At 65.1% G+C, this 13,000-nt stretch carries 11 protein-coding genes; 7 read left to right on the top strand and 4 right to left on the bottom strand.

What is annotated here, in order from left to right:
• The coding region (gene upp, locus AB4Z51_RS03630) for a uracil phosphoribosyltransferase (protein WP_441497057.1) at positions 1–516 on the top strand (516 nt) is incomplete at its 5' end.
• A 66-nt stretch (positions 517–582) separates the two neighbouring features.
• Here upp and AB4Z51_RS03625 read toward each other — a convergent pair.
• A complete protein-coding gene (locus tag AB4Z51_RS03625; RefSeq protein WP_063985420.1) occupies positions 583–1,695 on the bottom strand; it encodes a M48 family metallopeptidase in 1,113 nt (370 codons plus the stop codon).
• Positions 1,696–1,698: 3 nt separating this feature from the next.
• Positions 1,699–2,844, bottom strand: coding sequence for a YjgN family protein (locus AB4Z51_RS03620; protein WP_193560897.1), 1,146 nt, complete (start codon positions 2,842–2,844; stop codon positions 1,699–1,701).
• Between the two features lie 400 nt (positions 2,845–3,244).
• On the opposite strand from AB4Z51_RS03620, the gene AB4Z51_RS03615 reads away from it, so the two are divergent.
• Complete coding sequence (locus AB4Z51_RS03615) at positions 3,245–4,510, top strand: cytochrome P450 (protein ID WP_085399840.1); 1,266 nt, start codon at positions 3,245–3,247, stop codon at positions 4,508–4,510.
• A gap of 54 nt (positions 4,511–4,564) precedes the next feature.
• Positions 4,565–5,839 carry a cytochrome P450 gene (locus AB4Z51_RS03610; protein WP_063985423.1) on the top strand — a complete coding sequence of 425 codons (1,275 nt, stop codon included), beginning with the start codon at positions 4,565–4,567 and terminating at the stop codon, positions 5,837–5,839.
• A gap of 295 nt (positions 5,840–6,134) precedes the next feature.
• Here AB4Z51_RS03610 and AB4Z51_RS03605 read toward each other — a convergent pair whose 3' ends face one another.
• Positions 6,135–7,055: a LysR substrate-binding domain-containing protein gene (locus tag AB4Z51_RS03605; protein WP_441497056.1), complete on the bottom strand. Its 921-nt coding sequence runs from the start codon at positions 7,053–7,055 to the stop codon at positions 6,135–6,137.
• Between the two features lie 125 nt (positions 7,056–7,180).
• Between AB4Z51_RS03605 and AB4Z51_RS03600 the strand changes: the two genes are divergently transcribed.
• The 4 genes from AB4Z51_RS03600 to mdlC all read left to right on the top strand — a co-directional run bounded on the left by AB4Z51_RS03600 (position 7,181) and on the right by mdlC (position 12,093).
• A complete protein-coding gene (locus tag AB4Z51_RS03600; protein WP_063985425.1) occupies positions 7,181–8,350 on the top strand; it encodes an acyl-CoA dehydrogenase family protein in 1,170 nt (389 codons plus the stop codon).
• A 9-nt stretch (positions 8,351–8,359) separates the two neighbouring features.
• Entirely contained in the window at positions 8,360–9,463 is a 1,104-nt protein-coding gene (locus AB4Z51_RS03595) for a CaiB/BaiF CoA transferase family protein (protein WP_085399832.1), read from the top strand.
• A 15-nt stretch (positions 9,464–9,478) separates the two neighbouring features.
• The gene (locus tag AB4Z51_RS03590) at positions 9,479–10,330 is read left to right on the top strand and encodes an FAS1-like dehydratase domain-containing protein (protein ID WP_085399831.1); all 852 of its coding nucleotides are present in this window, start codon (positions 9,479–9,481) and stop codon (positions 10,328–10,330) included.
• 140 nt (positions 10,331–10,470) lie between these two features.
• On the top strand, positions 10,471–12,093 hold the full coding sequence (mdlC, locus tag AB4Z51_RS03585; protein ID WP_085399830.1) for a benzoylformate decarboxylase: 1,623 nt from the start codon (positions 10,471–10,473) through the stop codon (positions 12,091–12,093).
• Between the two features lie 109 nt (positions 12,094–12,202).
• On the opposite strand, the gene AB4Z51_RS03580 is transcribed toward mdlC, so the two are convergent.
• The gene (locus tag AB4Z51_RS03580; protein WP_063985429.1) at positions 12,203–12,979 is read right to left on the bottom strand and encodes an SDR family NAD(P)-dependent oxidoreductase; all 777 of its coding nucleotides are present in this window, start codon (positions 12,977–12,979) and stop codon (positions 12,203–12,205) included.
• Between the last annotated feature and the right edge of the window lie 21 nt (positions 12,980–13,000).

The following is a 13,000-nucleotide window of genomic DNA, read 5'->3' as shown; positions in this document are numbered from 1 at the left end:
CTGCTGTGCTACGAGATCACGCGGGATCTGCCGCTCGCCGATACCGTCATCGAGACGCCGCTGGCGACGATGCATTCGGCCAAGATCGCCGGCAAGAAGCTGGTATTCGTGCCGATGCTGCGCGCCGGCACGACCTTCGTCGACGGCATGATGGATCTGGTGCCGACCGCGCGCGTCGCCCATATCGGCCTCTACCGCGAGCCGCACAGTTTTGCCGCGGTCGAGTATTTCTTCAAATCGCCGTCCGACCTCAGCGAGCGCCTCGCGATCGTGGTGACCCCGGTGGTCGCGACCGCCAACACGGCCGTCGCCGCAATCGACCGGCTGAAGGAGCGCGGCGCCAGGGACATCCGTCTCGCCTGCCTGATCGCGGCCCCTGAAGGGCTCGAACGGCTGCGCGGACTGCATCCCGACGTTCCGATCTGGACGGCTGCAGTGGACGAAGGTCTCGACGAGAACGGCTTTATCCTGCCGGGCCTCGGCGATGCCGGCGACCGCGCTTACGGGACGCGGTAGGCGCGGAGCTCTTTTTTTGACGCGTTTTCTTCACGCGAACCGGTCGCCACTTCGCTCGAAAACGCTCTAGATCTTCCCGCTGCCGCAAATCAGCTTGAGCGACTGCCATTCCTTGTCCGTCAGCAGCGGCGGGCCGCTGGCGGGACGATCTTCCTTCGTCATGCGTGCGAGGCGGTCTTCGGTGAGCGGGTGGCTCGCCAGGATCGTGGTGAGGCCGGAGCCGCCTTCCTTGCCGGTGATGCGGAACATCAGTTCGGCCGCGGGTTTCGGCGAGCGGCCGAGCTTGTGCATGATCTCGATCGCAAACGTATCCGCGGCGGTCTCGGCCTCGCGCGAATAGGAGGCTTCGACCACGCTGCGCGAGGCGAAGATCACGGCGCTCGAGCCGGTGACGTCGCCGAACAACAGGCCGATCAGGAACGATGTGCCGCCGTTGTAGATCAGCCCGCGCATGTTGTCGTAATGCTTGAGATGGCCGAGCTCATGGGCAAGGATGCCGGCGAGTTCGTCGGGGTTTTCGGCCTTGTCGACCAGGCCCCTCAGCACGTACACCTTGCCGCCGGGCAGCGCGAATGCATTCGGCACCGAGGTCGGCAGTACACCGGCCGTCATGGAATCGTCGTCGAGGCCGGCGGCATCGCGCAGACGATTGACCAGTTTTGTGAACGCGGCTTTGCCCGCGGGGTCTTCGCACGCCTTGCGGCCGAAGATGGTTTTCACCTGGACTTCGGAGGCGTCGCCAATGCGCCGTTCGATCGGCTTGGGCACCAGCGGCGCTAGCCGGTCGGCAGCGAGCGGCACACCGAACAGCACGACGCAAACGATGGAGACGGCGGCGGCCACCGACCAGCCGACGATCTTTGCGACACCGCGGCGCGACGTCTGGTGCTCGTCGAGACGCATGCAGCGGGCGGTCACGTCGGCGGCGAGCGCGGCGTCGCGAATTTCAAGCCGCGCCAGCGGCGGCGCGGATGTCGAGGCCAGGCGCAATATCCCGGCCGGACTGTCGGCGCGGCGAATGTCGGCATAGGTCCAGCGAACCGGCGCTCCGCCCTCCTCGACGATGTCGAGCGCGTCACCGAGCGCCAGCGACACCTCCCGCCTGCGGCTCGACACGCCGTCGAAGAATATCGTCGGCTTGGCGGACTGCGCCGGAACCTCGGTGGACAACTCACTCACAGATCAGAATCCCGCGACATCGAGCCCATCGGCAAAGCCTTCGCCGAGCGCGCTGGCAAGCTCACCGCTGCCGCGTACATCCGCCGCGGCCCCGATGTTGTGCACCTCGACGGTTTCCAGCACCTTGGCCCAGAGATCGCGCTGCAGATAGACCCGCATGACGATGTTGATCGCTAGCGCCACGGCGAAATAGCCGATCACCATCATGACCAGCATCGGGATGCTCTTGCCGGCATTTCCGGGGCCGAAGACCTGATCAGCCGGAACGCCACTTAGCTGGACGACGAGTAAGGCGCCACCGCCCATATAGGCGGCGAAAACGGTCGAAAGCAGCATCCACCAGCCGATCACTTTCCAGTACAGGCCGTAGAACGCGTTGTGCGGCAACTCCGAGGACAGGCTGACACCGCCGATGCGGATGCCGTCGAGCCACCAGCGCCATTCACGCGCCTTGAACTCGGCATAGAAGAACGGGGCGAGCGGGAAGATCACGAGTGCGATCGGGCTCAAGAGCCACAGCCACCAGCCGCGCTTGAAGAAGGTCCAGCCGTCGCCTTCGAAGTCGCCGGAGAGATCGCCGTAATGGGTGTGCCGCATCTTGTAGCGTTCGAGCGACGCCTCGCGCCAGGGCAGCGCCAGGCCGAGGGTGAGGAACACCAGCAGGCCCCACGCCATGGCCCGGAACGAATAGGCCCAGCCCGAGCCGTCCATCCAGAACCGGACGCCGCGCCAGACCGTGCGCGTCAGGCGATAGCGCCGCGCGCGAAAAATCGCGAACTGTCCGAAGGCGTAGAAGCTGATGAACAGCGGCGTCGAGGCAAAGCCCTGCCAGCGCTCGAACTCGATGCCGATGAGAAAATAAGCGAGGTAGATCGGCACCAGGATCGCGAGCGCGAACAGGAAGCCGACCAGCAGCTCCTTGGCCCGGCCGGTGTATTCGGCCGCATCGCCGTCGACCGCGGTGTTCGTCCACAAATGACGGCGGATGTCGGTGACCAGCCAGAACCGGTAGAAGCCGAAGGTGACGAGCTCAAGCATGGCACCCTTGGTGACCAATTTGCGGAACTCGGAGCGGTTGCCGGTGAAGTCGACCCGCGTGGGCGGCAGCGGCGGGGGTAAGGGTTCGGAGCCGATGGGGGCCCATTGCATGTCGTTCACGGCGGCAACCTCGGGGTGCGGACCTGATACGGTCAAACTATAGATCAGAGATTTGGTCGATCCCCAAGATGGCTGGGTTCGATTTACCTCGATTTCTCGCATGATTCCGCAGGCGCGGGGGTGCGGGAGATCACGTTGACACATCTGCGTGACGGTTGCTGATCCGTAGCCCGATGACAGGCTCCGCGTCATCCGGGACAGCGCCAATGGCGGCCCGAATCCCGGATTTCGCTCCGCTCCATCCGGGCTACGCATCTAGCCACCTCTCGCAAAGGTTGGATGTGGCAAAAGTCTCCCTTGCTCCGACGCAGACAACCGGCTGTAATTGCAAATCAAATACCGCAGCGCAGAATTCAACGAGAACGCGCGGTTCATGTCAGGGAGAGCGGTCATGCATGGGACCATCGAGAGCGCGGCGAAGCTCGACGAGCTACGCGCGCGCGCCACGTCACTGCCGCTGGAGCAGTTCGATCCGGGCGATCCCGAGTTGTTCAGGACCGATACGTTCTGGCCGTATTTCGATCGGCTGCGCCGCGAAGATCCCGTGCACTATTGCAAGGACTCGATGTTCGGGCCGTACTGGTCGGTGACGCGCTACAACGACATCATGGAGATCGAGACCAACCATTCGGTGTTCTCCTCGGCCTCCGCGCTCGGCGGCATCACCATCCGCGACATCGACCCGGACCTGCGCCGCGAGAGTTTCATCTCGATGGATCCGCCGCGCCACGCGGCGCAGCGCAAGACCGTGGCGCCGATGTTCACACCGACGCATCTGGACAATCTCGCGCTCAGCATCCGCGAGCGCTCCGCCGAGTGCCTCGACAATCTGCCCGTGGGCCAGGTGTTCGACTGGGTCGATCGTGTCTCGATCGAGCTCACCACGCAGATGCTCGCGGTGCTGTTCGACTTTCCCTGGGAGGACCGCCGCAAGCTGACGCGCTGGTCCGATATCGCGACCACCATTCCCGGCCCCGACGGCCTCGTCGCCACCGAAGACGAACGGCAGGCCGAGCTGACCGAATGTGCGGGCTATTTCGCGCGGCTGTGGAAGGAGCGCATCGAGCAGCCGCCGAAGAGTGACCTGCTCTCGATGATGGCGCATGGTGCCGCGACGCGCGACATGGATGCAAAAAACTTCCTCGGCAATCTCATCCTTTTGATCGTCGGCGGCAACGACACCACCCGCAACACGATGTCGGGATCGATCTACGCGCTGAGCCAGCATCCGGAGCAGTATCGCAAGCTGCGCGAGAACCCCGGCCTGCTCGACAGTTTCGTGCCGGAGGTGATCCGCTGGCAGACGCCGCTGGCGCATATGCGGCGCACCGCGCTTGCCGACTTCGAGTTCCGCGGCAAGCAGATCAAGCAAGGTGACAAGGTCGTGATGTGGTACGTCTCGGGCAACCGCGACGAGGAAGCGATCGAAAAGCCCTACGATTTCATCATCGACCGCGCCCGCCCGCGTACGCACCTCTCTTTCGGCTTCGGCATTCACCGTTGCGTCGGCTTGCGGCTTGCCGAACTTCAGCTCAAGATTATCTGGGAAGAGATCCTCAAGCGCTTCGACCATATCGACGTGGTCGGCGAACCCAAACGGGTCTATTCGAGTTTCGTAAAGGGACTTGAAACCTTGCCGGTGAAGATCACGGCGTGAGATCACTCCCTCTCCCCGCTTGCGGGGAGAAAGAGAAACACTGGAGCTACTACCATGAACATCCAGACTCCGGTCAAAACCGACAACGCCGAACGCATGCGCAGGGCCCGCGAGGAGGCCTATGCGACGCCGCTGGCGCAATTCCACCCCGGCGCACCCAGGCTGTTCCAGGACGACACCTTGTGGCCGTGGTTCGAGCGGCTGCGCAAGGAAGAGCCGGTGCACTACTGCACCAATGCGCCGATCGAGCCGTACTGGTCGGTGGTGAAGTACAACGACATCATGCATGTCGACACCAGTCACGGCATCTTCTCCTCGGACTCGACGCTCGGCGGCATCGGGATCCGCGACGTGCCGCAGGGCTATGACTGGCCGAGCTTCATCGCGATGGACCAGCCGCAGCACTCGGCGCAGCGCAAGACGGTGTCGCCGATGTTCACGCCGACGCATCTGGACGAGCTGGCAAAACTGATCCGCCAGCGCTCGCAGACCGTGCTCGACAATCTACCCCGCAACGAGACCTTCAATTTCGTCGAACGCGTCTCGATCGAGCTGACGACGCAGATGCTGGCGACCCTGTTCGACTTCCCCTGGGAAGAACGCCGCAAGCTGACGCGCTGGTCCGATGTCGCGACCGCCCTGCCCAAGAGCGGCATCGTCGCCTCGGCCGAAGAGCGCCGCCGCGAGATGGACGAATGCTACGCCTACATGTCCAAGCTCTGGAACGAACGCGTCAACTCCGCGCCGCGCAACGATTTGCTGTCGCTGATGGCACATAATGATGCGACGCGCTTCATGGACCCCGACAATCTCATGGGCAACATCATCCTGCTCATCGTCGGCGGCAACGACACCACGCGCAACACCATGAGCGGCTCGGTGCTGGCGCTGAGCGAGAACCCGGACCAGTTCGACAAGCTGCGCGCCAATCCGGAGCTGATCGACTCCATGGTGCCCGAGGTGATCCGCTGGCAGACGCCGCTGGCGCATATGCGGCGTACCGCGCTTGCCGACACCGAAATCGGCGGCAAGCATATCAAGAAAGGCGACCGCGTCGTGATGTGGTACGTCTCGGGCAACCGCGACGAGGAGATGTTCGAGAAGCCAAACGACTTCATCATCGACCGCCCGCGGCCGCGCACCCACCTCTCCTTCGGCTTCGGCATCCACCGCTGCGTCGGCATGCGCCTCGCCGAGCTGCAGCTGCGGATCGTGTGGGAGGAGATGCTGAAGCGCTTCGACCGCATCGAGGTGGTCGGCGAGCCCAAGCGGATCTATTCGAGCTTCATCAAGGGATATGAGTCGTTGCCGGTGAGGATTCCGGGGTAGGCGTGCTCTAGGGACTACCTTAAGGCAAGCGGCCTCGCCAATCTCTGCTGTCATGCCCCGCGCAGGCGGGGCATCCAGTACGCCGCGGCTCCTCGATTCTAGCCGCGCCGTCTCTGGAATACTGGATTGCTCGCCTTCGCGGGCAATGACACCGAGTGTAGGACGAAGAGTGTGCTCCTAACGCTCGAGGAGCGCGCGGCCGGCTATAAAATTCCGGCATGACAGCTCGCTCAATATGCGAAGGGCCAGCTGCGGGCTTGTGTCCTAAATTCTCCTGAGAATTCAGCACTGGCCCTCAACTCAACTTGATGTCCCACAGGCCTTCCTTGCGGCAGGCCGCGACTTCCTCGCGCAATAGCGTCGTGATGGCGAGCGACGCCGTTGAGCCCGGGCGGTCGATCGGAGAGGCGAAAATGAGTTCGCGCGTCATCGGCTTGGATACGGGCGCGGTCTCCAGCCGTCCGTCGGCGACCTCACCGTGGACCGACGAGGGCGGCAGCAGCGCGAAGCCGAGGCCTTCCTCGACGAGGCTCGTCAGCACGCGGAAGGAATCCGCCTCGAGCTGGACGTTGAGCTTGATCTTGCGCTGGGCGGCGGCGTGCTCGATCAGCGCGCGGAGACCGTGGGAATGACTGGGCAGCACCAGCCGCTGGCGCAGCAGCCAGCCGACATCGACGCTCTTCTTGCGCGCGAGGCCGCAGCCGCGCGGGCCAACCGCGACGATGTTGTCGCGGCCAAGGCTCTCCACGTTGAGATGCAGATCGGCGGAGCGGCCGTAGAGAATGGCCAGATCCATCTCGCCGCGATGCAGCCATTCGACGAGATGGCCGCTGTAGCTCTCGACGATGCGCAGCGAAATGCCGGGAAATTTTTCGACGCAGCGGCGCGCAAAGCGCGCCGACAGCACGCAACTCACGGTCGGAACCAGGCCGAGCACGACCTGGCCGGACGGCGGCCCCTTGGTCGACTGGATGTCGTCGCGGATCTGGTCGATCTGCCGCACGATGCCGGAGGTGCGTGCCAGCAGGAGACGGCCGGCTTCCGTCAGCACCATGCCGCGGCCATTGCGCGTGAACAATTCGGTGCRCAGCTCGTGTTCCAGCAGCTTGATCTGCCTAGAGAGCGCCGGCTGCGCCACGCGCAACGTGTCGGAGGCCTTGGAGAGACTGCCGAGCTCCRCCACGCAACTGAAGGTCCTGAGCTGCCGGAAATCCATGCTTGCCAATCCTCGAAGGCTACTTCATACGCTATAGCAAATGAGCATAGGGGGCTGGCGATGTTTTCACAACGCCAGAGGATCGGCCGGCGTTATCTTGACTGCCGCTAGATACGGGAAACGCCATGAGTGAAGAACACCACACCGAAGATCACGCCGACATCCGCGAAGCCGTCGCGAAGCTGTGCGCGCAGTTTCCCGGCGAGTACTGGCGCAAGCTCGATCGCGAGATGGCCTATCCCAAGGCCTTCGTCGATGCGCTGACGCAGGCCGGCTATCTCTCGGTGCTGATCCCCGAGGAATATGGCGGCGCGGGCCTGAAGCTTTCCGCCGCGGCTGCGATCCTCGAGGAGATCCAGCGCGCTGGCTGCAACGGCGGCGGCTGCCACGCCCAGATGTACACGATGGGTACGGTGCTGCGGCACGGCAACGACGAGCAGAAGGCAAAATATCTGCCGAAGATCGCAAGCGGCGAATTGCGGCTTCAGGCGTTCGGCGTCACCGAGCCGACCAGCGGCACCGACACCTCCTCGCTGAAGACCTTTGCGCGCAAGGAAGGCAACGACAGCTACATCGTCAACGGCCAGAAGATCTGGACCAGCCGGGCCGAGCATTCCGACCTGATGGTGCTGCTGGCGCGCACTACGCCGAAGGAGCAGAGCAAGAAGCGCACCGATGGTCTTTCGGTGTTCATCGTCGACATGCGCGAGGCCAAGAACAACGGCCTCGAGATCCGCCCGATCCGCACCATGATGAACCACGCCACCACCGAAGTGTTCTTTACCGACATGAAGGTGCCGGCGGAGAATCTGATCGGCGAGGAAGGCAAGGGGTTCCGCTACATCCTCTCCGGCATGAATGCCGAGCGCATCCTGATCGCCGCCGAATGCGTCGGCGACGCCAAATGGTTCATCGCCAAGGCCACGAACTACGCCAAGGAGCGCGCGGTGTTCGGCCGGCCGATCGGCCAGAACCAGGGCATTCAGTTTCCGATCGCCAAGGCCTACGCCTCGATGCGCGCGGCCGAGCTGATGGTGAAGGAAGCGACGCGCAAATACGAGGCCGGGCTCGACTGCGGCGCGGAGGCCAACATGGCCAAGATGCTGGCGGCCGATGCGTCGTGGGAAGCGGCAAACGCCTGCATCCAGACCCATGGCGGCTTCGGCTTCGCCGAGGAGTACGACGTCGAGCGCAAATTCCGCGAGACGCGGCTCTACCAGGTGGCGCCGATCTCGACCAACCTCGTGCTGTCCTACGTCGCCGAGCACGTGCTCGGCATGCCCCGCTCGTACTGAGGTCGCGTCATGGGAGCATTGGACGGGATCAGGGTGATTGCGGTCGAGCAGGCGGTCGCGGCGCCGTTCTGCTCGTCGCGGCTGGCAGACGCCGGCGCGGAGGTGATCAAGATCGAGCGGCCCGAAGGCGATTTCGCTCGCGGCTATGACGCGGCGGCCAAGGGCCAGAGCAGCTATTTCGTGTGGCTCAACCGCGGCAAGCAATCGGCGGTGGTCGATCTCGCAATGAAAGAAGGCTGCGCCGAGCTCGAGAAACTGATCGCGAGCGCGGACGTGCTGATCCAGAATCTCAAGCCGGGCTCGATGGACAAGCTCGGCTTTTCGCGCGAACGGCTGCTGAAGGACTATCCGAAGCTGATCTCGTGCACGATCACCGGCTATGGCGACGAAGGCCCCTACGCCCACCGCAAGGCCTATGACCTGCTGATCCAGGCCGAGAGCGGCCTTGCCTCGATCACCGGCAACCCTGATGGAGCCTCGCGAGTCGGCATGTCGATCGTCGACGTCGCGACCGGCGCCACCGCGCATGCGGCGATCCTGGAAGCGCTGATCGCGCGCGGGCGCACCGGCAAGGGCTGTGACATCCGCATCTCCATGTTCGACGTGATGGCCGACTGGTGCACCGTGCCGCTGCTCAATTCCGAAGCCGGCAATCCGCCGAAGCGGATGGGCCTGCGCCATCCCTCGATCGCGCCCTACGGCGTGTTCACCTCGAAGGACGGCAAGGACATCCTGATCTCGATCCAGAGCGAGCGCGAGTGGAAGACGCTCTGCGTCAAGGTGCTAGACCAGCCCGATTTGCCGGCCGATCCGCGCGTCGCCAACATGGTCGAGCGCGTGCGCAACCGCGATTTCACCGACACGACGGTCGCAGATATCTTCGGCAAGATGACGCGCGACGAGCTGTTGAAGCGGCTGTCGGACGCCGACATCGCCTTTGCCGAGGTCAACACCATGGCCGACCTCACCAATCATCCGCATCTGCGCCGCATCGAGGTCGACACGCCGCAGGGACGTGTCAGCTATCCCGCGCCGGCGCCGATCATCGTCGGCGAGACCCGCGCTTACGGCGCTGTGCCCGCCATCGGCGAGCGGCCGGCCAGGAAGTCATAACAAGAGCGAGGCGTCATGACCGAGAAGCTCGACATCGACCACTTGCGGCAATGGATCGGCCGCAGCACCGAGGCCACCGACATCGTCACCGCGCAGCTCGTGAAGGGCCTGCGCGCGACCCTGTTCCAGGAGGTCGGCGAGCCCAAAGCGGGCGATGCCGCGCCGTTCACGGTGCATTGGTGCCTGGCGCAGCCGGTGTTTCCGATGTCGATGCTCGGCCCCGACGGCCATCCGACCCGCGGCGGCTTCCTGCCGCCGGTGCCGTTGCCGCGCCGGATGTGGGCCGGCGGCGAGATCGAATTCCTGCAGCCGCTGCGCGTCGGCGATGAATCGACGCGGACCTCGCGCATCGCCGACGTGCAGGTGAAATCGGGCACGACCGGCACGCTGTGCTTCGTCTCGGTCGAGCACAGCATCTCCTCGCCGCGGGGCATTGCCATCCGCGAGCGGCAGGACATCGTCTATCGCGAGATGACGAGCAGCGCGCCCGCCGGCGCCAAGGCCCCGCCCCCGCCGCCGAAGGCGCAGCACCGCGAGACGCATGTGTCCGATCCCGTGCTGCTGTTTCGTTATTCCGCGCTGACCTTCAACGGTCACCGCATCCATTACGACCGTGACTACGTCACCAAGGTCGAGGGCTATCCGGGCCTGATCTTCCATGGGCCGCTGCAGGCGTCGCTGATCGTGGAGATGGCGGCGAAGCTGCACGACGGCAAGGCACCGAAGAAATTCACCTATCGCGGCGTGCAGCCGCTGTTCGAGGGCACCGAGTTCTCCATCAACGCCAACGAGACCGAGGCGGGAATGGAGCTGTGGACCGCGAATGCGGAGGGACAGCCGACGATGAAGGGCGCGGCGGTGTGGTAGGCACCGCTATTAGACCCTCACCCTGAGGAGCGCGCCCCTTCGCGCGCGTCTCGAAGGGCGAGGCCACCAGCCGGGCCTTCATCCTTCGAGACGCGCGTTCCGCGCTCCTCAGGATGAGGAATTTACAGGGGACGGAAACCATGTCCAAGAACGGCAAGAGCGGCAGCAAGTCCGTCACCGTGAAGCAGGCGACGCTCGATCTGCTGCGCTCGCTGGGCATCGACAGGGTGTTCGGCAACCCCGGTTCGACCGAACTGCCGTTCCTGAGCGACTGGCCTGATGACATCGACTACGTGCTGGCGCTGCAGGAAGCCTCCGCCGTCGGCATGGCCGATGGTTACGCGCAGGCGACGCGCAATGCCGGCTTCGTCAATCTGCATTCGGCGGCCGGCGTCGGCAACGCGCTCGGCAATATCTACACCGCGCACCGCAACCAGACGCCGCTCGTGATCACCGCGGGCCAGCAGGCGCGCTCGATCCTGCCCTTGCAGGCGTTCCTCTATGCCGAGCGCGCCTCGGAATTCCCGCGGCCTTACGTCAAATACAGCGTCGAGCCGGCCCGGCCCGAGGACGTTCCGGCCGCGATCGCGCGGGCCTATTACACCGCGATGCAGCCGCCCTGCGGGCCGACCTTCGTGTCGATCCCGATCGACGACTGGGCGCATGCGACCGCACCGGTCGAGGCGCGCAAGGTCAGCCGCGAGATCGGGCCCGAGCCGGACGCGATGAAGGCGCTCGTCGCCGCGCTCGGCTCAGCAAAACACCCTGCCCTCGTGGTCGGCCCCGGCATCGACCGCGCCGGCGCGGTCGATTTGATGGTGCGCGTGGCCGAGAAAGCCAAGGCCAGCGTCTGGGTCAGCCCGTTCTCCGCGCGCTGCTCGTTCCCCGAGCGTCATCCGCAATTCGCGGGGTTCCTGCACGCCTCGCCGGCGCAGCTGTCCGATGCGCTGCGCGAGCACGATCTCGTCGTCGTCATCGGCGCGCCGGTGTTCACCTTCCATGTCGAAGGCCATGCCGCGATCTTCGATGGCGGCGCGACGATTTTTCAGATCACCGACGATCCGGACGCGGCGGCGGTGACGCCGGTCGGCACCAGCATCATCGCGACCATGAAGCCGGCGCTGAGCCTGCTGCTCGACTTGCTGCCGGAGAGCAAACGCGCGACGCCGAAAGGCCGCACGCTGCCGTCGGCGCCGCAGGCCGCCGACCCGCTGCCGGTCGAATTTTTGCTGCATTCGCTGTCGCAGGCGATGCCGGATGACGCGTCGCTGGTCGAGGAAGTGCCCTCGCACCGACCGGCGATGCAGAAGTTCATGCCGATGCGCGGCCAGGACAGTTTCTACACCATGGCGAGCGGTGGCCTCGGTTACTCCCTGCCCGCGGGGGTCGGCATGGCGCTCGGCAAGCCGAAGCAGCGGACGGTGTGCCTGATCGGCGACGGCTCGGCGATGTATTCGATCCAGGCGCTGTGGACCGCCGCGCAACGAAAACTGCCGCTGACCATCGTCGTCATCAACAATTCCGGCTACGGCGCGATGCGCTCGTTCAGCCAGGTGATGCAGGTGAGGAACGTGCCGGGGCTGGAGCTGCCGGGGATCGATTTCGTCAGGCTCGCCGAGGGCATGGGCTGCCATGCGGTGCGGGTGAGCAAGGCCGCGGAGCTGGGCGAGGCGCTCAAGCGCGGAATGGCGTTCGAGGGGACGAGCCTCGTCGAGGTCGTCGTGGATTCGGCGGTGCCGGTGCTGTACGGGCAGAAGCATTAGGGGGGCGCGTAGCCCGGATGGAGCGAAGCGAAATCCGGGAATCGTGGCACAAGCGAGTCGACCCGGATTACGCTGCGCTCCATCCGGGCTACGAACTACGACTACGACATCACGACGCCAAAAATCCCCCGTCCGCCGCGAGCACGTGGCCAACGACATACGACGACGCGTCGGACGACAGCCACACCACGGCCTCCGCCACTTCCTCCGGGCTCCCCATCCGCCGCAGCGGCAGGCCCGCACTGACGGTTGCGACATCGCCGACGCCGGCGCGCAGCATCATGTCGGTGACGACGCGGCCGGGCGCGATGGCGTTGATGCGGATGCCGCGCGGGGCGTTCTCCATCGCGGCCGAGCGTGTCAGCGAGATCGCCGCCGCCTTCGAGGCCGAGTAGAGCGAGAAGCCGGGATTGGGATTGCGCACGCCGCTGACGGAGGCGTTGACGACGATGCTGCCGCGGCCCTGCGCCAGCATCGCCGGCAGTTGATGGCGCAGGCACAGGAACAGCGCACGGACATTGGTGTCGAACACCGTGTCGTAGATCTCCGTGCCCTGCTCTTCCAGCGGCGCGCGGCGCTCCTGGAATCCGGCATTGTTGAAGGCGACATCGAGCCGGCCGCAGCGCTCGACCGCCGTGCGAACCAGCCGTTCGACGTCATCCTCTTGCGTGATGTCGGTTTGGATCGCGATCGCGTCAGCGCCGAGCTCCCGGCACGCTGCGGCGGTGTCCTTGATTTCGGCCTCCCGCCGTCCCGCGACAACAATCGCCTCCGCACCTTCCGAGGCCATCCGCAGCGCCGTGGCGCGGCCGATGCCGCTGCCGCCGCCCGTGACGAGGCAGACCTTGCCTCTCATCCGCATCCCGGCCGGCACAGTTCCGCTCATGGCTCACTCCAAAACGCTTGC

The sequence above is a fragment of the Bradyrhizobium sp. 2TAF36 genome (genome assembly GCF_052114925.1).
Classification (GTDB): domain Bacteria; phylum Pseudomonadota; class Alphaproteobacteria; order Rhizobiales; family Xanthobacteraceae; genus Bradyrhizobium; species Bradyrhizobium barranii.
The sequence above is the reverse complement of the archived record's forward strand: the minus strand, read 5'-3'. Positions and strand labels throughout refer to the sequence as shown.